The following is a 22,348-nucleotide window of genomic DNA, read 5'->3' as shown; positions in this document are numbered from 1 at the left end:
GACAACGCCATCCTGATCGACAACGGCGCAGTGCCGCAGCGGATCATGCTTCGTGGTGTGGAATATAACCAGCGCCGTACAGCACGAAGTCGCAAAGCATTCGCTTGATTTCCGACTCGTCGGTGTCACGTGGGAACAGGTTGTTCGCGCTGAGAGTCGCGCCCAGGATCAGGGCCAGCGCCAGGCGAACCGAGCTGCGCACCTCCCCGGTCGCGTTGCTGCGGCCTATCTCGACGTACCGTTCCACTCCCCTCACCAAAGCATCCAGGCAGGCTTCGAAAACAGGTTCGTCGACCGACCCGGTGCTTTCACCCGGCACCCTGGCGCTCAGTGACACCAAGATCTGCCTGTTGGACATGCACAGGTCGTAGAGGCCTGATACGAAGCGAAACGTGACATCGCGGGGGTCGTCCTCGGGGCGTGTCGCTATGGTGCTTGCGAACTCGTACATGAACCGAACGAGTGGGCCCGCTGCTGTTGCCCGGAAGAGTTCGTCCTTCGTCGTGAAGTGCCGGAAGATCATCGACTCGGTGACGCCTGCTCGCTCGGCGACCGAGCGGATGCTGGTGCCGTCGAGGCCGGTTCTCGCGAACTCTTCGTATGCCGCGCTGGTGATGAGTGCGCGTACCTCATTGCTCGATCGGCGTTTCCGTGCGGGGCTGGCGGTCACCGCCCCATGGTCTCACGTCCTCCAGATAGGGAGTTGCGCTCCCTTGACGTGAGACGCAGATTACAGTTGAATCATTCCGAGGGTTACACCACAAATGACCGGCTCCTGTCTGACGCGCGGACCCGTACACAGGCAGACGACGAGCGGGTCCTTGCGCCCCGGCAACAGGAAGGTCTCATGGACACAACACAACCCGAGGGACGGCTGTTCATCGATGGCGAGTTCCGCGAGGCACGATCCGGACGACGCTATCCCGTCATCAACCCTGCCGATGAGTCCGTGATCACGCAGGCGGCGGACGCGGGTACGGAGGATGTAGACGACGCCGTCACTGCAGCGCGGAGGTTTGCCGACACATCCGGCTGGGGGACCGATCACGAGTTCCGGAAGCACTGCATGGTTCAGCTGCAGAACGGACTTCGCGCTCGTGCGAGCGAATTCGAAGAGTTGCTGATCGCAGAGGCGGGTGTCGTGCGGTCCAATCTGGCCACGCACGTGCGCTTCATGATCGAAGGGATGGACTTCTTCAACAACCTCATCACATCGTTCCCCTGGGAAGAGGATCTCGGCCCCTACGAGGTGCTGGGCACGCACAGCGAGCGGCAAGTTCGCTATGAGCCCTACGGCGTCGTCGGTGCGATCACGCCGTGGAATGCGCCGTTCATGACCGCCATATGGAAGGTGCACCATGGTCTCGCGACCGGCAACGCGGTGATCCTCAAGAGTGCCCCGGACACCCCCCTGACTGCAGCGCTCCTGGCCGAGGTCATCAGGGACTCCACCGACATCCCGGCAGGCGCGTTCCATGCGCTGAGTTCCGCGGACAAGGGGATCGTCGGTGACGCGATGACCGCCGACCAGCGAATCGATCTGTTCCACTTCACCGGCTCGCCGGGCGTGGGTCAGCGGATCGCCGAGCGCGCGGCCAACGGCATCCGGCACACGGTTCTCGAACTGGGAGGAAAGTCGGCCAACATCATCCTTCCGGACGCCGACTTGGACATGGCATGCGGCCTCGGGGTTGCGATGTGCATGGCCAACAGCGGTCAAGGTTGTGCACTCGCGACGCGCATGGTTGTCCACAGTGATGTCTACGACCAGGTTCTCAAACGCTTGGAAGCGTTTGTCGGAAAGCTCCCCTGGGGCGATCCGAACGATCCTGCGAACGTGGTCGGCCCGATCATCCGGGAGGACCAGCTCGAGCGCATCGAAGGGTTGGTCGACCGTGCGCGCGCCGAAGGCGCTCGAGTCCTTGTCGGCGGTGAACGCGGCGACCGCAATGGTCGCGGCTTCTGGTATCGCCCGACAGTTCTGGTGGATGTCGACGAAAACTCGGAGATCGCACAGACGGAGGTGTTCGGCCCCGTGCTCTCCGTGATCCGATACGAGGGTGACGACGACGAAGCGGTCCGTGTAGCGAACAACTCGCGGTATGGGCTCTCGGCCTACGTGCAGTCTGCCGACGAGGATCGCGCGTGGGCGGTGGCTCGTAGGCTCAGGGCAGGAACCGTCAACATCAACAACTCCTTCTACCTCTCACCCGACGCCCCGTTCGGTGGGTACGGAATCAGCGGCGACGGTGTCGAACACGGCGTCGCCGGATTCCGGGAGTACCTGCGCATCAAGTCGATCGCCAGCCCCAGCCACTGAAAGGCCAGCGCATGCGTATGAAAGACAAAGTTGTTGCAATCACCGGGTCGGGATCCGGACTCGGACGTGAAGGAGCGCTGCTCTTCGCATCCGAAGGAGCGTCTGTCATCGTCAGCGACGTCGTACCCGGTCGCGCACAGGCGGTCGCACAGGAGATCCTCGACCAAGGTGGCGCCGCGTCGGCTGTCGATGCAGACGTCCGCGTCGAAGCGGACATGGATGCCTTGGTATCGATTGCCGTCGAGACCTTCGGACGCATCGATGTGATGTGGGCGAATGCCGGTATCCCCGAGCCCGGATTCGGGATGCAGCCGCTGGCCGAGTCCTCGCTGGCGGATTGGAACAACATATTCGCGGTGAACTCTACTGGCGTCTATCTCGCATGGAGGTCCGCTGCGCGATGGATGATCGCACACAGCCGACCCGGGACACTGCTCGCCACATCGTCCGCGGCTTCCTACAACGCCTACCCCGGATTTCCCATGTACACCGCATCGAAAGCGGCGGTGAACGGCCTGGTGCGCGCGGCGGCCCTGGAATTCGGCAAGTTCGGCATTCACGCCAACGCCCTCTGCCCGACCCACGGCATGTCTGTGAACTTCGCGCTGCCGTCCGACGCCGAGGTACTGGGGAAGTCGTACGAAGAGATGCAACCGTGGGATCCCGACCACCGGGCGATGCCGCTGCGTCTCGACCAGCCGCCGCTGATCCGTGACAACGCAAATCTGGCACTCTTTCTTGCGTCCGACGAGTCGAGATACATGTCCGGTCAGTCGATTCAATCCGCAGACGGTGGCCAATTCGCCCGAACCTCGATCATCTTTCCGACCGATCTGGGTCAGGACCAGGACATCACGTCGGGTTCCATTCCGGATGAACTGCGCGACCAGATCAACCGTTGAGCGGTGGACGAAGCCGGTCGGTTGAACCGGACCGTTCTTCGTCGACGCGCGAGTGCGTCGGCCCGGCCTCCAACCGCGCAGGGCCCGGCCGGCGCTCACGCACAACACTCGTTCGGACCCGACTATCTGCCCCTCGAAGGTATGCACGCATGGACTTATCGCTTCGATTCGATCCGCGAATCTCAGGACTGTCCCAGCAAGTCAAGACCCTCGCCGAACCACAGGCCGTCTACTCGGAAAAGGCGCGGAACGTTCGCGCCGAGCACATCGACGGTGCTCTGCATCTCTATCGGTACGAAGACATTCTCACCGTGAACAGACATCCGAGCGTGCTTGGCAACGGCGGCCGGGGAGGGAGTTTCGGTCACGAAGGCCGGCTCATCCCGCTGGAAATCGACGGTCCGGATCACATGAAGTGGCGCCGACTACTCGACCCGATGTTCGCGCCACGAGCGATGGCCCACCTCGAGACTCAGATCCGGGGGCTCGCCCGCGGTCTCCTCGAGGCGATTCGGGACGGCGGGGGCGCGGAACTGTACGGCAACTTCTGTGTTCCGCTGCCGTGCCAGAGTTTCCTGAGCCTGGTCGGGGCCCCGGTCGAGGACCTCGGTTTCTTCCTCGAGTTCAAGGATGGGGTGATCCATCCCAAGGGGGAGACGACCGAGGAGATCGACGCAAACATGGCGCTCGCAGGCGGGAAGCTCCTCGAGTACTTCGACGAGTTCCTGAAGGAGAAGCGTAGGAACCTCGATGACAGCGCCGATGATGTCATCGCCAACCTGCTGCGATCGGAGGTCGATGGCCGGCCGATCGATGAATTCGATCTGATCAACATCCTGTTCTTGCTGATGTTCGCCGGCCTCGACACAGTGACAGCCTCGATGTCATGCCTCGTCACATGGCTCGGCACGAATCCGGATCGGCGTCGACAACTTGTCGACGATCCAGGAAAGTTGCGGAAAGCTATCGAAGAATTGATGCGATACGAATCCCCCGTCCCTTCCGGCATGCGGTATCCGGAAGCTGACATCGACCTCGGCGATGGATTGATCGTTCGTGCCGGAGAACAGGTGAACGCGTTCTGGGCTGCAGCGAACGTCGATCCGACATTCCACGTCGACCCGCTCAGCGTCGATTTCGACCGAAAGAAGATCAGCCACATGACCTTTGCGAGCGGACTGCACCGATGCCTCGGCTCACACCTGGCGCGACTCGAAGTCCGAGTCGCCCTGGAAGAGATGTTCCGTCTCATCCCCGACTACGAGATCGACATCGACGCATTGGTATATGACAACGTCGCTGTTCGCACGGTCACCAACATCCCGATCAGCACATGAAGGTGGCGCAGATGAAAACCCACCGAGAAAAGGCAATGATTGTGCGCCTGGAGCGTGACAGATGTGTCGGGCACGCGCAGTGCTTCGCGGTCGACGAGCACCTGTTTCCCGTCGACGACAATGGATACTCGACAGTCGAGCCGTTCTATGTCCGAGCTGGAGACGAGGAAGTGGCACGCCGCGGAGTGGACGCTTGTCCCGAGCATGCACTGGTGATCGGTGAAGAGGTCGAGCCGGCCGAGGGGCCGAACTGACGGAAATCACATGAAATTGCACGCCATCGGCGGCAATGAGATCGTGAACCCGAATCCTGCCGTACTGCTCCACCCCTTCCCGGCACCCGACAAGCGTGCCGGGAGGGCGGTCCTGCAGGTGCTGCGCGGGAGGACGACAAGCTCAGCGATGTGCGAGACATCCTGCGCAAGGCCACGAAATGTTTCGCGTCAATGCCATCCCGAAGAGGTCCGGTGGGATGTCGGAGTGCGACTTGGGGACATGCGCCAGCAGGTTGCGCGCGAAATGCACCCGGCACCGCTGGTGCCCGGCCCCTGGAACGAGCGGCGCAGAGCGGTGACCAGGCCGGCGTGCTGGTCGCTGATGACCAGTCGGACACCGGACAGGCCGCGTTTCTTCAGCGAAGCGAGAAAGCCGCGCCAGAACACCTCGTCCTCACTGTCGCCGACATCGAGGCCCAGCACTTCCCGTGCACCGGTGGCGGTGATCCCGGTGGCGACCACGACCGCCATGGAGGTCACCTGCGAGGGGGCGCCCACGTACGTGCAGGTAGGTCGCGTCGAGGTAGACGTACGAAAAACGCGGTGTGTTCGAGCGAACGGTTGCGGAACGCGCCGACGACCTCGTCGAGGCCGGCGCAGATCCGCGACACCTCGGACTTGGAAATATCGGAGTCGATTCCCAGGGCCGCAACGAGGTCGTCCACGCTGCGAGTGGAAACTCCGTGCACGTAGGCCTCCATCACCACCGCGTACAGCGCCTGGTCGATCCGCCGGCGCGGTTCGCCGATCGTGGGGTAGAACGAGCCTTTGCGCAGTTTCGGGATCCGCAGCTCGACGTCGCCGGCCTGGGTGGCCACCAGTCGGGGCCGGGCTCCGTTGCGTTCGGTCGTGCGTGATTCGGTGCGTTCATAGCGGCCTGCGCCGATCTGTTCGGTGGCTTCGGTTTCGATCAGTTCTTGCATCACCATCCGGACCGATTCACGGATCAGATCGACTCCTTCTCCGGTCCGGAATGCGTCGAGCAGTTCGGACAGGGCAGACTGGGACAGGGCCATCGGTGGACCTCTTTCTCCGATGCGTGCTTGGCCGTACACACCGAAGATCCCGCCGACGGCCCTCTCTACGTCGGAGCCGCGCCGCTTGCCCCCAAATCCCACCACTTCACGGGACGCCTACAGCGGCACAGCGGCTGCGGTACGGACCCGATCAAATCTGTGCACCGATCCAGAATGGATAGTAAGGATTATCCATCAATATTAAGTCGGGCACGGTGGGCCGCCGCGGTAGGGACGGATGGCCCGCTGGCACCGGGGGTCTGTCCAGATAACGGTGTAACTGGTTGATTTGTCGTTACTTTCGTCCGGTGGACAGGCGTCCGTCGAAGGTGATTTCGAAGGCGTTCAGTGCTGCCTTCCAGCGGTTGGACCAGCGTTGGCGGGCGGTGCCTTTGGGATCGAGGCTCATGATGGCCAGGTACACGCATTTCAGGGCCGCGGCCTCGGTCGGGAAGTGACCGCGAGCCTTCACGGCTCTCCGGATCCTGGCGTTGACACTCTCGATGGCGTTGGTCGTGTAGATGACCTGCCTGATGGCGTTGTCGAACTGCAGGAACGGCACGAACTCGGCCCAGGCGTTGGTCCAGAGCCGGATGATCGCGGGATAGCGTTTCTCCCATTTGTCGCTGAACTCGACGAACCGGTCCAGCGCGGCCTGCTCCGTCGGCGCGGTGTACACCGGTTTGAGGTCCTTGGCGATCTCGGCCCAGTCCTTACGAGAGGCGTAGGCGTAGGTATTGCGAAGGAGGTGCACCACGCAGGTTTGCACAATGGTCTGCGGCCACACCTGCCCGATCGAGTCGGGCAGATACTTCAGACCGTCGCACACGGCGATCAGAACGTCTTGCACACCACGATTTTTCAGCTCGGACAACACCCGAAGCCAGTACTTCGCTCCTTCCCCGTCGCCGTGCTCGCCGGCCCATAACCCCAGAATGTCGCGGGTGCCGTCGGCAGTGACCCCCAGCACGACGTAGATCGGCCGGTTGGCCACATTACCGTCGCGGATCTTGACGTGAATGCAGTCGATGAACAACACCGGGTACACAGGATCCAACGGCCGATTCTGCCACTCGGCCATGCCGTCCATCACCCGCTCGGTGATCGTCGAGATCGTCTGCTTGGACACCTCGGCGCCGTACACCTCGGCCATGTGCGCAGAGATTTCACCGGTGGTCAACCCCTTGGCCGACAGCGAGATCACCATGTCCTCCACCCCGGTCAGCCGCCGCTGCCGCTTCGCCACGATCTTCGGCTCGAAGGAGGAATCCCGGTCCCGAGGCACGTCGAGCTCGACCGGACCGGCCTCGGTCAACACGGTCTTGGCTCGCCTGCCGTTGCGGGAGTTGCCGCTGCCCCTGCCGGCCGGGTCGCTCTTGCCGTAGCCGAGGTGGTCATCCATCTCGCCCTCGAGCGCGGACTCCACCACCAGCTTGGTCAGCTTCGCCAACAACCCACCGTCGCCGGTCAACTGCAACCCTTCGGCCCGCGCTTGCTCGACCAGCTCCTTCAGTCGCGCATCGCTGACACTCGGCTGAACTGAGTTCGTCTCTGCCTCACGATCAATCACATCAGTCATGGTGGCGTATCTCCTTTCAGAGTTACACCGTTGTTCTTACAGTCCCGGCACCGTGCACCGACGTTGCTGAGGCGTCACCGACGACGAACGCACGATAACCCGTGCGCCGGGCGCACTGCACGGCGCGGCGGGGGGCTCTCGACGGATTGTCAGGCCGTCGCGGACGGAGCGCCCGGCACCGAGGTCGACGATTGAGAGGCCGCACGGAACTGTCAGCGGGTCGACCTGGCGATACGTCACTCGATGTCAGCGGTAGGCCGCACGGAATGTCAGCAGGTGCCTGAGGAGCTGTCGCACGGATACGCGATGGCCATGGACAGCCACGGCGTGTCCCACCGATGGCGCGCTGGGAGCGTCAGCGTGCAGACCGCGGCGGACTCGGGGTAGCCGTAGCATCGGCCGAATTTCGGGCGGATATGGCGTAGCTGCTGGTTACGGGCGGTCGAGGTGGCGGTAGATGGTTTTGCGGGAGACGTTGAAGGTTTCGGCGATCTGGGCGACGGTGTAGCGGCGTTTGCCGTGGTCGTCGGTTTCGTCGTACATCTGGCGTGCCTTGAGCGCCTGCAGGGTGGTCAAGGCCGCTGGGCGCCCGCCGACTCGTCCGCGTGCTCGGGCGGATTCGAGTCCTTCGAGGGTGCCTTCGCTGATGAGGTCGGCGGTCATTTCGTCCATGGCGGCGATGACGTGGAACAGGAACCGTCCGGCGGGGGTGGTGGTGTCGATGCCTTGTTTGAGCACGACCAGGTCGATGCCGCGTTCGTCGAGGGCGGCGGCGAGTTCGGTCATGTGCCGCACCGATCGGAACGGGCGTGAGAGCCGGGTGATGACGAGTTCGTCGCCGCAGCGCAGGTGTTCGAAGCATTTGTCCCATTCCGGGCGGCGTGCCAGTTTCCCGGATGCTTTGTCGACCCAGATCTTTTCGCAGCCGGTGGCGGTGAGTGCGTCGATCTGGGAGTCGTCTTTTTGTCCGCGCGTGGACACCCGCGCGTATCCGAACCTGGCCATGCCCGGGACTGTCCCATAAAGGGCCGACAGACCCGGTTTCGTCTCCTAGATTCCGCACACGGGTTCTGACCCGTTTCGAGGTCTCGGCGAGCTGCGGCTTTGCCGATCCGATTCGCCGCGCCCGATTTGGGACAGTAACGACCGTTTTCGTCTCATCGCCCGGTTTGCCGACCGCAACTGTCGAATTCGGCGTGCTCGCAGTTCCGGGCAATCTGGTGGAGCATCAGCCCGGCCGTCAGGCCAGGTATGCGAACCGCGCTGTAGGGGGCCGGCCCCCTGGAGCGCAGGGGCGGGTTCCTGCCCTTCGGGGAGGTGGGTGAGTTGACCGGAGGCCATCTCCGGTTTACGCTCGACAACACACGGAGGCATCCTCCGTTTTGTGTAACCGTCGGATCGCGTGAGGGAGGAGGCGTATGAGCAGCAATAAGGAGCAGCAGGTTCGCAGACCCCGTGCGGATGTCCAGCGCAACCGCGCCGCTCTCTTGGAGGCGGCCCAGCGTCACTTCCTGCAGCATGGCGTCGGTGCCTCGCTGGAGGCGGTGGCCAAGGAGGCGGGCGTCGGGGTCGGGACGCTGTACCGGCACTTCCCCACCCGTGGGGCGCTGCTGGCGGCCGTGTTGCAGACGCGCTCCGAGGAGTTGGTAACCCGCCGGGAAGACATCTCACAGCTCGGTGACGCCTCCGAGGCGCTGCGTCAGTGGCTGCGGGCGATGGAGGACTACTTCAGCGCCTTCAGCGGACTGCCCGAACCGCTCATGGCCGCGGCTAGGGCACAGGAACCGGACAACCCGCTCACCCTCCCGTGTGACCAGCTCATCGCCATTACCGACAAGTACGTGCGGGCCGCGCAGCGCGCCGGGGACACGAGAGCGTCGGTGAAGGGGTACGACCTCTTTCTCGCGTCCAGCTCGGTGGCTTGGGTCAGGGGAACCGGCACCGTCGACGAGGCATCGCTGGATCGGCTGCGCGCCCTCATCGAAAGCGGATACCGCGAGCAGGACGTCCGGAACAACCACGTATAGGACATCGGTCGCCGGCCACGTCCCCAGCAGGCTGCCGGAAAGCCGTAGGAAGGGTGCCGCGGGCGGCCCCTTTCCTGAACTGCGGGCCGTGCGGTCCGTTTGCCCAAAGTCAGTTATCACGTCTCGCCCTCCCCTTCCGGGGAGGGTCGCGTCTCGAGTAAGGACCAAGTATGAAAATAGGTGTTATCGGTACAGGGGCGATCGGGGCACACCTGGCGCGCATCTTCAGTGCAGGCGGGCACGAGGTCGCCGTCGCGAACTCCCGGGGCCCAGAGACCATCGATGCGGATGTGCTGGAGTTCGGGGCGCAAGCGGCGACGGCTGCCGACGCCGTACAGGGCAAGGACGTCGTGATCCTGTCCGTCCCCTTCTTCAAGGTCCCGGAGGTCGCCGGACTGTTCACTTCCGTGCCCGAGGAGACCGTCGTCATCGACACCACCAACTACGCCCCCTTCCGGGCGTGGAACGTTCCTATCGAGGGGTTGGGGCAGGGCCAAGTCGAGAGCCTGTGGGTGGCCGAGCAGTTGGGACGGCCCGTGGTCAAGGCGTGGAACGCGGTCCTGGAAGGCACCTTGAAGACCAAGGGTGTTCCCGCGGGCACGCCGGGCCGGATCGCGCTTCCGGTCGCGGCCGACTCCGACGAGGCGCGGCGCGTAGCCATGCGCCTGGTGGACGAGAGCGGCTTCGACCCCTTCGACGCAGGCAAACTGGCCGACTCCTGGCGTCAGCAGCCGGCAACGCCCGCGTACTGCACCGAGCTGAGCCTCGACGAGCTGGGGCCGGCCCTGCAGGCGGCCGACCGGGAGCAGACCCCGGGCATCCGTGACCGCCAGCTGGAGTACCTAGCGGGTCTCCCCTCCCTGCCCGCGCTGGACGACATGGTGGAACTCAACCGCTCCCTTCACCGCTGACGTCGATTCCATCACCGACACCACCGACGAGCCCGCCGGTATGTATGGCACAGTCGTGCCCCACGTATCGGGCGAGTTCGAAAGGAGATGTTTTGTCCACGTCCGTAGCGTTCAGCGACCTCGTGCGGTCCCGGCACTCTGTACGGAAGTTCCTTCCCGATCCGGTGTCTCCCGCGGATATCCGGGGTGTGCTGGAGGATGCGCAGATGGCGCCGTCGAACTGCAACACCCAGCCGTGGACGGTGCATGTGGTCTCTGGCGCGGCGCGGGACGCGCTGAGCAAGGAACTGCTCCAGGCCGATGACCAGGAGCGAATCTCGCCCGACTTCACCTTCGACTACGCCGACTTCGGTGAGGGCACCTATCTCGATCGGGCCCACCACCATGCCGCGACCCTCTACGGGGCCATGGGCATCGCGCGCTCGGACCAGGCAGCCAGGAAGGCGGCGGCGCGCGAGAACCTGGATTTCTTCGGCGCACCTCACGTCGCTTTCCTTTTCATGCCGGCGTTCGGTGACGGGGTGCGGGCGGCAGGCGATATCGGCATGTACGCCCAGAACTTTCTGCTGTCGCTGACCGCCCGGGGGCTCGGCGGTATTCCGCAGACCATGCTCGGGTTCTACGCCGACACGGTCCGCGAATTCCTGGAAGTCCCCACAGACCTGAAGCTGCTGTTCGGCATCTCCTTCGGCACCGCCGACGAAGCCGCGCCGGCCAACGGGTTCCGCATGGAACGGGCCGTGCTGGAGCAGAGTGTTGTCCTGCACGACACTCCCGGAATCCTCGACAAGCATTAAGAGATCGTTCACCGGCCGCGCCGGCTGAGCGACCCGACCCGAACACGTCGTCCGCCTAAACCGGCTCGGCGCTTGTCCCGACCGAAAGGAACGCTTTCATGAAACGCTGGCAGGCAAGCGAGTTCGGCCCGCCGAACACCGTCCTGAAGAAGGTGGAAGTCCCCCTTCCCGAACCCGGCCCGAACGAGGCCCGCGTGCGCGTCCTGGCCGCCAGCGTCGCGCTGCCCGACCTGATGATGGTCCAGGGCCGCTACCCGCTGGTCCCCTCGGCCCCGGTCTCTCCCGGCCAGGAAATCGTCGGCATCGTGGACAAACCCGGCCCCGGATATCCCTTCTCCGCGGGCACCCGGATCATGGGCAACAGCCGGGCCGACATCGCGATCGGCGGACTCGCCGAATACACCCTCAGCCCCGCCCTCGGGGCAACACCGGCCCCCGCCGAACTCACCGACACACACGCCGCCGGGTTCCCCGGCTCCTACCACCTCGCCCACATCAGCCTTGCCCACCGCGCCGCCCTCAGCGAAGGCGAGACCCTCCTGGTCCTGGGCGGCTCAGGACGCACGGGATCGGCCGCCATCCAACTCGGCAAAGCCCTCGGTGCCACCGTCATCGCCACCGCCCGCCACGAGGACAAAGCACGCTTCTGCCGGCTCCAAGGCGCCGACCACGTCATCGACCTCACCGAACACGACCTCGCCGAGACGGTGCTCGAACTCAGCGGCAGCCGCGGCGCCGACGTCATCTACGACACCGTCGGCGGTGAAACATACGAGCAAGCCACCAGAGCCGTCAGCCGCGGGGGGCGCGTTCTGCTGGTCGGCTTCGCCAGCGGCACGTGGGGGCAACCCGACCCCCAGCACATCGTCTTCAACGACTACTCCGTCAGCGGAGCCCTTGCCCTCTTCCGCTCCGACACCGAACGCGACCTCACCCGCGAAGCCCTCTCCACCTTCCTGCGCGACGGCTCGATCACCCCGCCCGTCACCGAGACCTACGCGTTCGATGACGTGCCTGCCGCCATCGCCAGCCGCAGCGGAGGCGCCGTCGGCCAAGCCGTCGTCACTGTCGCTGCAGAGATCGTCCAGGAGCCGTGACGGCTTTGGGTCGCAGCGGCGCGCACAACCTGATCAGCCTGCTCTACGAGCGCCTGTATGGCACCCGGTCCTGACCGTGGACCGGCATCGAAGCCGGAACCACTGCCAGCCGCAATGACCTCTGCCCAGCTATCCACCTCTGGCTGAGCACGCTCACCGGCTGTGCACCCGAGCAGCCACGCAGAGTCGGCGAAATTCACTAGAACAGGGTGTCGCGCACCCGCCGCGGCCGGTACCCGGTCGGCCCCAACGCGGCGAGTTCGGCATCGATATCGACCTCGATCGCGCCGAAGAAATTGATGTTCTCGCTGTGCGCTGGACTGATATGGGCCAGTACGTCCTCATCGATCCGACGGCCGGTACGCCGCATCTGCTCGACCGCCAGGCCGTAATACTCTGTCGTCCAAGCGACCACGGCGTTCGTCGCCAACGTGAGGCACCAGGCCTGTTCGGTCTGCCCGTCCAGGTGCCGGGCCCGGATCATGCCCTCGTGGGCGTAGAGCAGGTCGCGGCGCAGCGCGTGCAGGGACTCGCCCTTGTTCAGCTGGCGGGAGATCTTGCGCCGATAGTCCGCATCGGCGAGGTATTTCGCGGCGTAGATGGTGCGCCGCAGCGCCCCGTACTCCTTCAACGCGGCAGCCAGGGCGTTCTGACGACCCGACGCCGAGAGCTTGCCGACCAGCAGCGAGGCGGTGGCGTGCCCGAACTTCAACGACCCCGCCAGCCGGAGCAGGTCGTTCCAGTGCTCGGCGATCAACTCGAGATTCAGCTTCCGGGTCATCAACGGCCCTGTCCGCGGGAACCTCGCCTCGGCCTCGGCCTCGGTACGCGGACCGGCGCTGCCACCATCTGATCGATTTATTCAGGCTGAGTTGAGCGCGGATGTCTGGATGTAGGTTTGGTGTCCGATCGATCCGGTGGCGAACGATGAGGTAGGGCTATGTCGACGAGAACGTCCCCGTTTCAGGAGCGGAACTTGCCGGAAAGCCCGACGAGTTTCGTCGGGAGGCGAGAGTTGGTCACTGCGGTCAAGTCGGCGTTGGCGACAACACCGATTGTGACCATTACCGGTCCTGGCGGGGTGGGGAAAACGCGACTGGCAATTCAGGCGGCGCGGCGGGTGGCTCGTTCTTTTCCTGGCGGGGTGTGGTTCGTCGAACTGGCGGATGTGACGGACCCAACGGCGATTGCCATGGTAGTTGCGGAGGCGATGCGGATTGCTGATCAATCGAGCGCAGACACCGTTGAAGTGGTACTCAGACATCTGTCTGATCGTCGGGCACTGCTGATTCTGGACAACGGTGAACACCTGGTCGACGCGGTGGCAGCTCTGGCGGGCTCCCTGATTCGACGTGCCCGCGATTTGCGGATCATTGTGACCAGCCGCGAGCCCCTGGCGGTGGCGGGCGAGCATGTGGTGTCGGTTCCTCCTCTCGCGGTCCCCGAGCTTGATGATGGTGGTCTTGTCAGCGACGACGCTGCCGGCTTCGAAGCAGTGGAATTGTTCGAGCAGCGTGCGTCCGCTGCATCTCCAGGCTTTGTCGTCGACGCCGGCAACATCGACGACGTTGTCCGGCTGTGCAGGCGGCTGGACGGAATTCCTCTGGCGATTGAACTGACTGCTGTGCAGGTCCGGAACCTGAGCATCGCCGAGATCGCGCATCGTCTCGAATCGAGTGAGGGGTTGCCGACGGCAAAAGTGCGAGGGGTGGACGTGCGCCACCAGACTATCGAAGCGGCAATGAAGTGGAGCTATGACCTGTGTACGCCCGGTGAGCAGCAGACTTGGATCCGCTTGTCGTACTTCGCTGGCAGCTTCACCCTCGACAGCGCGGTCACCATTTGCACTTTCGGCAGTGTGAATGAGACGCAGGTGCGGGAATGGATTCTCGGGCTGATCACCAAATCTGTCGTTGATCGCCTCGACGATGAAAACCGGTACAGATTGCTCGAACCGATCCGGCAATTCGGGCGGCGGCTCTTGTCCGCGTCATCCGACGAGCGCGTAGTAGACGAATCGGAGCTGGCGCTACGCCATCTTCGCCACTACGCAGATATTGTCGCTGTCGCTGAGCGCGCGTGGCGTTCGGGAGCGGGCCAGGTCGATGCGGCGAACTCAGTGATGTCGGAAATTCCGAACATCCGGCAAGCAATCCGTAACGGTCTCGAACGAGATATCCACGCAGCGGTGGCCGATGACATGATTACCGGCCTGTGGCATCGGTGGATCTCGGGACTTGCACGAGAGGGCCAATATTGGTTCGATCGATTGTCAACCTCTCCTGCGGAACTTTCAGCAAAGTCTCTGTGGGTCAAGGGGTGGATCGCGTTGGCGCAGGGCGACCCTCGGGCGGCGATTCCCGTCCTCGACGAAGCGGCCGAGCGAGCTGCTGCCGATAACAACCCAATCTTGACCGGCTATGTCACCCAAGCAAGGGCATCGGCGGCGATGTTCACCGGGCGTTTCGACGAGTCGGCCCGCCTGTACGAGGAGGCAGTGTCGATCTTCGACACCGTTGAGCTGTGGGACTCGGTTCATCTGTTGGCGCTCGCTCAGCAGTCGTGGATTCATTTGGTCCTCGGAAATCTCGAGCGGTCACGCTCGTTGGGGGTCATCCTTCGGCGTCGCAGTGACGAGATCGGCGAAGTGTGGGCGCGAAGCTGGGGGGACTGGGTCAACGCTGTCGACCTCTGGCAAACGGGAGAAACGGACCCTTGTGCTGAACTCTTGCGTAGGAGCATCCGGTCGAAGCGGTCCCTTGCCGACCTCACCGGTATCGCGTTCGCGCTCGAAGTGTTCGGTTGGCTCGAATGTGATCGCGGGAATCGGGTGCGCGCCGCACGGCTACTCGGGGCGAATCGATCCCTCTGGGGGCCGATCGGAAACCCCTTGTTCGGTTTCGACCAGTACCTCGAAATTCACCACGAGCATGTCGACATTCTCGAAAAGGACCTCGGCATCGAGAGATTCGATGCCGAACTTGCCCGCGGCGCGAAGATGAAGGTGAATGAGGTCCTCGACCTGGTATTGAGGGCACCGGACCGCGCATCGGCAGGTTCCTCGCCCGCGCAGGGCTCGGGTCTCGCTCACCCCGAAGGTGCCGGTACGGGGAACACCGGGGGCAAGAGTCGTGGCCGCCCCAAGGCGGCTGGCGTGCTCACTCCCCGCGAATGGCAGGTCGCGGCGCTGATCGCCGAGGGTTCGAGTAATGCTCAGATCGCTGCTGACTTGGTGATCGCACCACGTACGGCGGAAACCCACGTGGAAAACATCCTGGTCAAGTTGGGTTTTACCTCCCGCACTCAGGTCGCTGGCTGGTATCACGCGAACACCGATAATTAGATACGTAGTCATCTACGTAGTTACCCCGGCCCCTTGTCGGGTGATCCACCGCACAGTTGTTTATGACAGAAGTCACAGACACTCGAGTGTGTGGCGGACCCGACTGGACGTGGGAGGCACCCAATGGACGTACGGCTAGCCGATCGTAGGTCGGCGCAATCCGTCGGAACCGAGTTCCGCGAAGTCATGGCGGGGGTGTGCACCCCAGTGTCCGTCGTGACTGCTATGGACGGCAAGCGACCTCACGGCACTACTGTCAGCGCGTTCGCGTCGTTGTCGATGGATCCGCCGATGGTCCTGGTATCACTCGACCGCGGTTCAGCTCTGCTGGCGGTGGTGCGCGAGACTGGAAGTTTCGGGGTGAACATTTTGTCTCACGCACAGTCCGATACAGCTATGCAGTTCGCCCGCAAAGGGTCGGACAAGTTCGTGGGAACGTCGTGGACGAGCTCCGGTGGGCTTCCCCGACTGCACGGGACCGCGGGGTGGCTGGCGTGCGATCTCGTGGATTTGGTCGATGGCGGCGATCATGTCCTCGCCTATGGTGGCATCGTCGAAGCCGTCGCTTCTCCCGCCCCGCCGCTGACATATCACGCACGCACGTTCGGTACCCATTGTGCAGCGGAGGTGACACCATGATGCCTCTTCATCCTCATGACGCCGTGGACCACGCGGTCGCCGCACTCGCCGCAGGCCGGATGATCGTCGTCATCGACGATGCCGACCGGGAAAACGAGGGGGATCTCGTGGTTGCGGCCTCGTCCGTCACGGACGAGCAGATGGCCTTCATCGTGCGACACAGCACCGGGATCGTCTGCGCTCCGATGACCGCCGAGCGCGCAGCAGCGCTGCGGCTTCCGCTGATGGTCGAGGACAACACCGATGCACACGGGACAGCGTTCACCGTGACGGTCGACCACGTCGACACCGGCACAGGTGTATCAGCGACCGACCGCGCCATCACAGTGCACGCTCTGGCCGGCGACACCACGTCCCCCGACGACCTTCGACGACCCGGCCATATCTTTCCACTCCGCGCCCGCCCCGGTGGAGTACTCGTGCGCCCCGGCCACACCGAAGCCTCGGTCGATCTGGTGCGCCTGGCAGGAGCGGGTGAGGTGGCGGTGATCTCCGAAATCGTCGCTGACGACGGATCGATGCGGCAGGGAAAGGACCTAGCGGCCTTCGCCTACGCACACGGACTCCCGATTCTTCATATCACCGACCTGGTGCGCTACCGCAACGCCACTGAGTCGCACGTCGAGCAGGTCTCCACGTCCTCGATGCCCACCGCCTTCGGGCAGTTCCGCGCGATGGCGTTCCGATCGACACTCGATGACATCGAACACCTGGCTCTCGTGATGGGTGATGTCGACGCCGCCGGGCAGACCGATGCCGGAGTGCTCGTACGGGTACACAGTGAGTGCCTCACCGGTGACGTCCTCGGTTCCCTGCGCTGCGACTGCGGAATACAACTCGAACAAGCTCTCGCAGCCATCGCCGAGGAGGGCTGCGGTGTCCTGGTCTACCTACGTGGACACGAAGGCCGCGGAATCGGTCTGGCACACAAGATCCGCGCCTACGCCCTTCAAGACCAAGGACTGGACACCGTCGATGCGAACCTGGCGCAGGGCCTTCCCGTGGACGCCCGCAGCTACGAGGTCGGCGCCCACATCCTCATCGACCTCGGAGTGCGCCGGCTGCGCCTGATCACCAACAACCCGACCAAATACGAGGGTCTCGGCGGCCACTCACTCGAGCTCGTGGGGCGAGTCCAACTTCCCACAGCCGAGACCGACCACAACCTCGCCTACCTACGCACCAAGCGGGATCGGCTAGGACACCACCTCGAGATGCGGCCGACCGTTCCGACACCACACCCGCGACCACTCGTCGAACTCTCGATGCTCTGACCCTGCCCAGTCCTTCATTTCCACCCGACACCACACGGGCCGGCCATCGGTCGCTACCTGCACGGCAACAACCGGTACGGCCTCCGACAGATCACCTCCGGCGCCCCTCGCCGCCCTCACCCCTGGAGAAGACCATGACCACCGTCGTTGAAAAGACAGCTGACAGCGTGAGCGATCAGACTGATCTCGTCTCCCGCGCGGAAGCACTGATCCCACTGCTGCAGAAGAACGCGGCCTCCACCGAAGAACACCGTCGCGTGGACCAGGACAACATCGATGCCATGGACCAAGCCGGGCTCTTCCGGGTCTCGGTGCCCCGACGCCACGGCGGATTCGAAGCAGACTTCAGCACCTGGATCGCGATCGAAGAAGCACTCGGGCGTGGTGACGGGTCGACTGCATGGGCGTTCAGCCTGCTCAACATCGGCAACTGGTTTGTCGGACTGTACAGCGAGCAGGCCCAGAACGAAATCTATGGCACGGCAGGCGGCGCCCGCACCTGTGGAGTGTTCACCCCCTCCGGGTCGAGCACCAAAGTCGATGGCGGCTGGAGGGTGACCGGCAAGTGGGGCTTCGCCTCAGGGAGCTGGCACGCGAACTGGGCCATGGTGGGATTTCCGCTCACCAACAGCGACGGCAACCCCGATGTCGGGTTCGGCATGATTCCGGTGTCCGACTACACGATCGAGGAGACATGGTTCGTCGCCGGAATGTCCGGTTCCGGAAGCAACACCGTCGTTCTTGACGACGTCTTCGTGCCCGAACACCGCGTACTTGCCCTCGGCGCCTCGGCCGTGCACGGATTGCCGACCCCGTTCACGGACGAATACCTCTACCAGGCCCCGTTTCTCGCTCCCGGATGTCTGATCCTCGCCGGCCCACAATTGGGATTGGCCCGAGCCGCCCTCGACCTGGTGATCGAAAAAGCCGCCCGGCGCGGCATCGCGTACTCGAGCTACGAGCAGCAGACGTACGCGCCGACGGTGCAGCTGGCCGTCGCGGAAGCCGCCGCGCAGATCGAATCCGCCCGCGCACTCGTCTACACCCTCTGCGACGAGGTCACAACCACTGTCGCCGCCGGACGCACACTTGAGCTCGCCGACCGGACCCGCATTAGGGTGGCCAATGCCTACGCCATCAAGACCGCACGGGAAGCGATTCGCACCTTGGTCTCTGCGCACGGCGCCTCATCGTTCGCGAACGCCAACCCTCTTCAGCGGATCTGGCGCGACAGCGAAGCCGCCAGCCGGCACGCCTTCGCGCTGTTCGAGACCGCCGCAGAGGTGCACGGCAAGGTTCTGCTCGGTGTCGACGAGCTCCCCACAACGCTTCTCTGACAATCTATTCCATCCCGATACAGGAGGTCCTCATGCCCTCGCCCGAACGTCTGGCCCACGTGGTGTTCCAGACCAACGACGTTCCCCGGCTCCGCGATTGGTGGCTCAACGTTCTCGAGGCCAAGGTCCAGTACGGAAACGACCGCATCTGTTTCCTCGCCTACGACGACGAACACCACCGGCTGGCCCTGGCGAACCTCGCCGACGGGTACAAACCGCACGATCCCGACACGCTCGGTATGCACCACGTGGCATTCACCTATGCCACCCTCGCCGACCTGATCGCCACCTACGAACGACTCCGCGACGAGGACATCACCCCCTGGTGGCAGATCCACCATGGACCGACCCTGTCGCTGTACTACCGGGATCCGGACGGAAACCAAGCCGAGATGCAGGTCGACGTGTACGAGACCGTCGACGAGGCGAACGAGTTCATGTTCGGCCCCGAGTTCGCCGCCAACCCCATCGGCATCGAGTTCGACATGGAAGACCTGATCGCCCGCCGCAAGGCCGGCGAATCGGACTCCGAACTGATCAAGAGACCGACGACGACAGCGACGTCGTAACCATCTCACTGCGCCTACGCGCACCTATTCCCTATCCAACTTTTGCTCAGAGGGCACTTCATGAAGATCGCGAACCAAAACAACCGCGCCGTACTCATCTCCGGTGACCAAGCACTCGACATCGAACAAGCCAGCAGCGGCCGATTCCCCGCCGACATCGCCGCCCTCTTCCACGTGTGGCAGGAATTCAGCGAATGGGCACAGTCCGCATCGTTCGCGTCCGCCGGTGACCTTCGTCAGGACCAGTTCGGGGCACCGAGCCCGACACCGTTGCAGGGATTCGGTATCGGCGTCAACTATGCCAAGCATGTCGCCGAGGCGGGCTGGCCCGTCCCCGAATACCCGCTCGTGTTCCCGAAGTTCCCCACCTCGGTGACCGGACCGGGCACCACCATCGCACTGTCCGGACCCCGCGTGGACTGGGAAGTCGAAGCGGTCATCGTGATCGGCCGCGAAGCCCACAAGGTTTCCGCCGACGATGCGTGGGACTATGTCGCCGGAGTGACCATCGGCCAGGACTTCTCCGACCGGGACGTGCAGCAGCGTCCCGAATCGCACCCGCAATTCGGCCTCGGCAAGTCCTTCCCCGGATACTCCGCGATCGGCCCCGTCCTGGTCACTCCTGACGAATTCGACGACCGGAACAACATCGCCCTGGGTAGCTTGCTCAACGGCAAAGAGGTACAGAACTCGAGCACCAGCGACCTCATCTTCCCGGTGGGCCAGCTGATCGAATACATCTCGGGAATCGTGACCCTCACCCCGGGTGACCTCATCTTCACCGGAACACCCTCCGGCGTCGGCACCGCCTGGAACCCGCCACGTTTCCTGCGCGAGGGCGACGTCATCGAAAGCTGGATCACCGGTATCGGGCAGATGAGCCACACCTTCGCCGGACCGGAACCGGCGCACGCATGAGCACCATCCTGGTCACGGACTACTCCTGGCCCACCCTCGACATCGAACGTGAGATCCTCGCCCGGGTAGGTGCGGAGCTCGTCGTGGCCGACACCGGAACCGAAGACGAGCTCGTCGACCTCGCAGCCGACGTCGACGCGATCTTGACCTGCTGGAAGCCGGTCACCGCTCGAGTCCTGGAAGCAGCACGATCCTGCCGAACCGTCGGCCGCTACGGGGTCGGACTCGACAACGTCGACGTCGAATGCGCCACCCGGCTCGGCGTGATCGTGTCCAACGTTCCCGAGTTCTGCACCGAAGAAGTCGCCGACCACACCCTCGCCCTGATCCTCGGACACACACGTAAAGTCGCGCAGTTCGCGCAGCAAACCGCCACCGGTGGTTGGGACAACAAAGAATTCGGCGCACTCAAACGGCTCCGAAACAGAACTGTCGGGCTGGTCGGCTTCGGAGCCATCGGGCGGGCTGTAGCCCACCGGGTCCAGGCCTTCGGGATGAACGTCGTGGCGTTCTCCCCGTCACAGGCCGGCAAGAGGGAAGACGCCGGGGTGACGTTCACCCGCACGCTCGACGAGCTTCTCGCCTGCGCCGACATCCTGTCCCTCCATCTGCCGGCGAACCCGGCCACGACCGGCATCATCGGAGCCCGCGAACTCGGGTTGCTTCCCCCCGGCGCCGTGGTGATCAACACCTCACGCGGTGCACTCATCGACGAATCAGCCCTGCTCGACGCGCTCGAACGCAATACCCTGGCCGGAGCCGCACTCGATGTGATGGCCACCGAACCTCCCGGGAAGGACCATCCGCTCCGCCATCGACCGGACGTGATCCTGACGCCACACGCGGCATTCATCTCCGACGAAGCCGTCGCAGACCTGCAACGCACGGCTGCAACGAATGTCGCCGCCGTGCTGCGCGGCGAACTACCTTCGCATGTGGTCAACGCCCAGGTGATCGACTCCCCACACGCACGCTTCTCGACCCGGAACACGGCGCTGACATGACCATTCACCCCATCGATAACACCACGACCGGGCTTGCTGATGAGGTGACGGCCTTCCTGATCGACCGCGGCCTCGCCAACGAGGACACGCCTCTCGACATCGCACCGCTGTCGGGGGGAGTGTCCAACGACGTCCTGGCCGTCTCCGGTCCTGGAGTAGACGTCGTCGTCAAGCGTGCGCTTCCCAAACTTCGCGTCGAGGCCGACTGGTATGCCTCCCCACAACGCCTTATCACCGAGGCACACGCGATCGACGCCGCAGGCACGCTACTGCCGCACCACGTGCCGCCGATGCTGGCATTGGACGAGGACAGACACTTGATGGCCCTCGCCCGAGCCCCACGGGACTTCACCGAATGGAAGACCGACCTGCTCGCAGGACAGGTCGCGCCCCACATCGGCGCAGTTCTGGGACGGCTGTCGGCCACCCTGCACGCGGAGTCCAGCGACAACTCGGTCATGCGAAACACGTTCGCCGACACCGACGCCTTCCTCGAACTCAGAGTCGACCCGTTCTACCGATGGACGAGCGCCCACCATCACGACCTCGCCCCAGCGATCGAGGCCACCGTCGACCATATGCTCGCCACCCGGATGTGTCTGGTCCACGGGGACTTCTCGCCGAAGAACATCCTCACCGGTGCCGACGGGTTGTGGATCATCGACTGGGAGGTAACCCACATCGGTGACCCGACCTTCGACGTGGCCTTCATGCTGGCGCATTTCGTGTGCAAGGCACTGCACACTCCGTCCGCAGCCCACGAATTCCGGGATTTGGCACGAGCATTCCTCGATGCCTACCTCACCCACCCCCAGCCTCGATTGCCCGAGCTCGACCGCGACCACCTGCTGCGGCAGATCGGGTGCCTTCTGCTCGCCCGCGTCGACGGTAAGTCACCGGCGACCTACCTGTCCCCGGCCGCCCGGGCGCAGGCGCTCCAGATCGCTCGGCAGGTACTACTTCATCCCCGCCCCACCTTCGACCTTCTCTGGAGGAACTGACC

The 22,348-nt window shown here is 64.0% G+C and carries 19 protein-coding genes and 2 pseudogenes; 16 read left to right on the top strand and 5 right to left on the bottom strand.

The annotated features are described in order from the left end of the window. Positions 1–43 precede the first annotated feature (43 nt). Positions 44–670 carry a TetR/AcrR family transcriptional regulator gene (locus GON09_RS27860; protein ID WP_213935154.1) on the bottom strand — a complete coding sequence of 209 codons (627 nt, stop codon included), beginning with the start codon at positions 668–670 and terminating at the stop codon, positions 44–46. Positions 671–847: 177 nt separating this feature from the next. On the opposite strand from GON09_RS27860, the gene GON09_RS27855 reads away from it, so the two are divergent. From GON09_RS27855 to GON09_RS27840, 4 genes are all read left to right on the top strand, one after another. Then, positions 848–2,320, top strand: coding sequence for an aldehyde dehydrogenase family protein (locus GON09_RS27855; RefSeq protein ID WP_213935153.1), 1,473 nt, complete (start codon positions 848–850; stop codon positions 2,318–2,320). A gap of 11 nt (positions 2,321–2,331) precedes the next feature. Next, a complete protein-coding gene (locus tag GON09_RS27850; RefSeq protein WP_213935152.1) occupies positions 2,332–3,222 on the top strand; it encodes an SDR family NAD(P)-dependent oxidoreductase in 891 nt (296 codons plus the stop codon). A gap of 149 nt (positions 3,223–3,371) precedes the next feature. Continuing rightward, a complete protein-coding gene (locus GON09_RS27845) occupies positions 3,372–4,559 on the top strand; it encodes a cytochrome P450 (RefSeq protein WP_213935151.1) in 1,188 nt (395 codons plus the stop codon). A 35-nt stretch (positions 4,560–4,594) separates the two neighbouring features. Continuing rightward, a complete protein-coding gene (locus GON09_RS27840) occupies positions 4,595–4,813 on the top strand; it encodes a ferredoxin (protein ID WP_213935259.1) in 219 nt (72 codons plus the stop codon). Between the two features lie 196 nt (positions 4,814–5,009). On the opposite strand, the pseudogene GON09_RS27835 reads toward GON09_RS27840, so the two are convergent. From GON09_RS27835 to GON09_RS27825, 3 genes and pseudogenes are all read right to left on the bottom strand, one after another. Further along, positions 5,010–5,850: pseudogene (locus tag GON09_RS27835) on the bottom strand (IS256 family transposase); the annotation flags it as partial. Between the two features lie 295 nt (positions 5,851–6,145). Next, complete coding sequence (locus GON09_RS27830; protein ID WP_213934750.1) at positions 6,146–7,429, bottom strand: IS256 family transposase; 1,284 nt, start codon at positions 7,427–7,429, stop codon at positions 6,146–6,148. A gap of 432 nt (positions 7,430–7,861) precedes the next feature. After that, positions 7,862–8,434, bottom strand: a complete 573-nt coding sequence (locus tag GON09_RS27825) for a recombinase family protein (RefSeq protein ID WP_213935150.1) — start codon at positions 8,432–8,434, stop codon at positions 7,862–7,864. A 413-nt stretch (positions 8,435–8,847) separates the two neighbouring features. On the opposite strand from GON09_RS27825, the gene GON09_RS27820 reads away from it, so the two are divergent. From GON09_RS27820 to GON09_RS27805, 4 genes are all read left to right on the top strand, one after another. Continuing rightward, entirely contained in the window at positions 8,848–9,456 is a 609-nt protein-coding gene (locus GON09_RS27820; RefSeq protein WP_213935149.1) for a TetR/AcrR family transcriptional regulator, read from the top strand. Between the two features lie 170 nt (positions 9,457–9,626). Then, positions 9,627–10,367 carry an NADPH-dependent F420 reductase gene (locus tag GON09_RS27815; RefSeq protein ID WP_213935148.1) on the top strand — a complete coding sequence of 247 codons (741 nt, stop codon included), beginning with the start codon at positions 9,627–9,629 and terminating at the stop codon, positions 10,365–10,367. A 44-nt stretch (positions 10,368–10,411) separates the two neighbouring features. Then, entirely contained in the window at positions 10,412–11,164 is a 753-nt protein-coding gene (locus GON09_RS27810) for a nitroreductase (RefSeq protein ID WP_244867067.1), read from the top strand. 98 nt (positions 11,165–11,262) lie between these two features. After that, positions 11,263–12,261 (top strand): NADPH:quinone oxidoreductase family protein, encoded by a 999-nt coding sequence (locus GON09_RS27805; RefSeq protein ID WP_213935146.1) that lies wholly within the window; start codon positions 11,263–11,265, stop codon positions 12,259–12,261. A gap of 199 nt (positions 12,262–12,460) precedes the next feature. Here GON09_RS27805 and GON09_RS27800 read toward each other — a convergent pair. Further along, positions 12,461–13,096 (bottom strand): annotated as a pseudogene (locus GON09_RS27800) (Tn3 family transposase); the annotation flags it as partial. A gap of 180 nt (positions 13,097–13,276) precedes the next feature. Here GON09_RS27800 and GON09_RS27795 point away from each other — a divergent pair. The 8 genes from GON09_RS27795 to GON09_RS27760 all read left to right on the top strand — a co-directional run bounded on the left by GON09_RS27795 (position 13,277) and on the right by GON09_RS27760 (position 22,346). Next, positions 13,277–15,604 carry an ATP-binding protein gene (locus tag GON09_RS27795; protein ID WP_213935145.1) on the top strand — a complete coding sequence of 776 codons (2,328 nt, stop codon included), beginning with the start codon at positions 13,277–13,279 and terminating at the stop codon, positions 15,602–15,604. A gap of 123 nt (positions 15,605–15,727) precedes the next feature. Then, entirely contained in the window at positions 15,728–16,243 is a 516-nt protein-coding gene (locus tag GON09_RS27790) for a flavin reductase family protein (protein WP_213935258.1), read from the top strand. Next, complete coding sequence (locus GON09_RS27785; RefSeq protein ID WP_213935144.1) at positions 16,240–17,517, top strand: bifunctional 3,4-dihydroxy-2-butanone-4-phosphate synthase/GTP cyclohydrolase II; 1,278 nt, start codon at positions 16,240–16,242, stop codon at positions 17,515–17,517. The genes GON09_RS27790 and GON09_RS27785 overlap by 4 nt, the downstream gene beginning before the upstream one ends. Positions 17,518–17,684: 167 nt before the next feature. Next, on the top strand, positions 17,685–18,854 hold the full coding sequence (locus tag GON09_RS27780; RefSeq protein WP_307854586.1) for an acyl-CoA dehydrogenase family protein: 1,170 nt from the start codon (positions 17,685–17,687) through the stop codon (positions 18,852–18,854). A 32-nt stretch (positions 18,855–18,886) separates the two neighbouring features. After that, positions 18,887–19,423, top strand: a complete 537-nt coding sequence (locus GON09_RS27775) for a VOC family protein (RefSeq protein WP_213935142.1) — start codon at positions 18,887–18,889, stop codon at positions 19,421–19,423. 60 nt (positions 19,424–19,483) lie between these two features. Further along, positions 19,484–20,341, top strand: coding sequence for a fumarylacetoacetate hydrolase family protein (locus tag GON09_RS27770; RefSeq protein WP_213935141.1), 858 nt, complete (start codon positions 19,484–19,486; stop codon positions 20,339–20,341). Then, positions 20,338–21,345 carry a C-terminal binding protein gene (locus GON09_RS27765; RefSeq protein WP_213935140.1) on the top strand — a complete coding sequence of 336 codons (1,008 nt, stop codon included), beginning with the start codon at positions 20,338–20,340 and terminating at the stop codon, positions 21,343–21,345. Before GON09_RS27770 ends, GON09_RS27765 begins: the two co-directional genes overlap by 4 nt. Then, on the top strand, positions 21,342–22,346 hold the full coding sequence (locus GON09_RS27760) for a phosphotransferase family protein (RefSeq protein WP_213935139.1): 1,005 nt from the start codon (positions 21,342–21,344) through the stop codon (positions 22,344–22,346). Before GON09_RS27765 ends, GON09_RS27760 begins: the two co-directional genes overlap by 4 nt. Positions 22,347–22,348 lie beyond the last annotated feature (2 nt).

It is taken from the genome of Rhodococcus sp. B50, from assembly GCF_013602415.1.
Classification (GTDB): Bacteria; Actinomycetota; Actinomycetes; order Mycobacteriales; family Mycobacteriaceae; genus Rhodococcus.
This window is presented reverse-complemented; position numbering and strand designations above follow the sequence as displayed.

Excerpts from the sequence above, each read along its gene's own strand:
- GON09_RS27855 (WP_213935153.1), top strand. The coding sequence starts at position 848 with ATGGACACAACACAACCCGAGGGACGGCTGTTCATCGATGGCGAGTTC.
- GON09_RS27790 (WP_213935258.1), top strand. The coding sequence starts at position 15,728 with ATGGACGTACGGCTAGCCGATCGTAGGTCGGCGCAATCCGTCGGAACC.
- GON09_RS27830 (WP_213934750.1), bottom strand. The coding sequence starts at position 7,429 with ATGACTGATGTGATTGATCGTGAGGCAGAGACGAACTCAGTTCAGCCG.
- GON09_RS27825 (WP_213935150.1), bottom strand. The coding sequence starts at position 8,434 with ATGGCCAGGTTCGGATACGCGCGGGTGTCCACGCGCGGACAAAAAGAC.
- GON09_RS27760 (WP_213935139.1), top strand. The coding sequence starts at position 21,342 with ATGACCATTCACCCCATCGATAACACCACGACCGGGCTTGCTGATGAG.
- GON09_RS27850 (WP_213935152.1), top strand. The coding sequence starts at position 2,332 with ATGCGTATGAAAGACAAAGTTGTTGCAATCACCGGGTCGGGATCCGGA.
- GON09_RS27765 (WP_213935140.1), top strand. The coding sequence starts at position 20,338 with ATGAGCACCATCCTGGTCACGGACTACTCCTGGCCCACCCTCGACATC.
- GON09_RS27810 (WP_244867067.1), top strand. The coding sequence starts at position 10,412 with ATGGCACAGTCGTGCCCCACGTATCGGGCGAGTTCGAAAGGAGATGTT.
- GON09_RS27840 (WP_213935259.1), top strand. The coding sequence starts at position 4,595 with ATGATTGTGCGCCTGGAGCGTGACAGATGTGTCGGGCACGCGCAGTGC.
- GON09_RS27770 (WP_213935141.1), top strand. The coding sequence starts at position 19,484 with ATGAAGATCGCGAACCAAAACAACCGCGCCGTACTCATCTCCGGTGAC.
- GON09_RS27785 (WP_213935144.1), top strand. The coding sequence starts at position 16,240 with ATGATGCCTCTTCATCCTCATGACGCCGTGGACCACGCGGTCGCCGCA.
- GON09_RS27845 (WP_213935151.1), top strand. The coding sequence starts at position 3,372 with ATGGACTTATCGCTTCGATTCGATCCGCGAATCTCAGGACTGTCCCAG.
- GON09_RS27775 (WP_213935142.1), top strand. The coding sequence starts at position 18,887 with ATGCCCTCGCCCGAACGTCTGGCCCACGTGGTGTTCCAGACCAACGAC.
- GON09_RS27815 (WP_213935148.1), top strand. The coding sequence starts at position 9,627 with ATGAAAATAGGTGTTATCGGTACAGGGGCGATCGGGGCACACCTGGCG.
- GON09_RS27805 (WP_213935146.1), top strand. The coding sequence starts at position 11,263 with ATGAAACGCTGGCAGGCAAGCGAGTTCGGCCCGCCGAACACCGTCCTG.
- GON09_RS27820 (WP_213935149.1), top strand. The coding sequence starts at position 8,848 with ATGAGCAGCAATAAGGAGCAGCAGGTTCGCAGACCCCGTGCGGATGTC.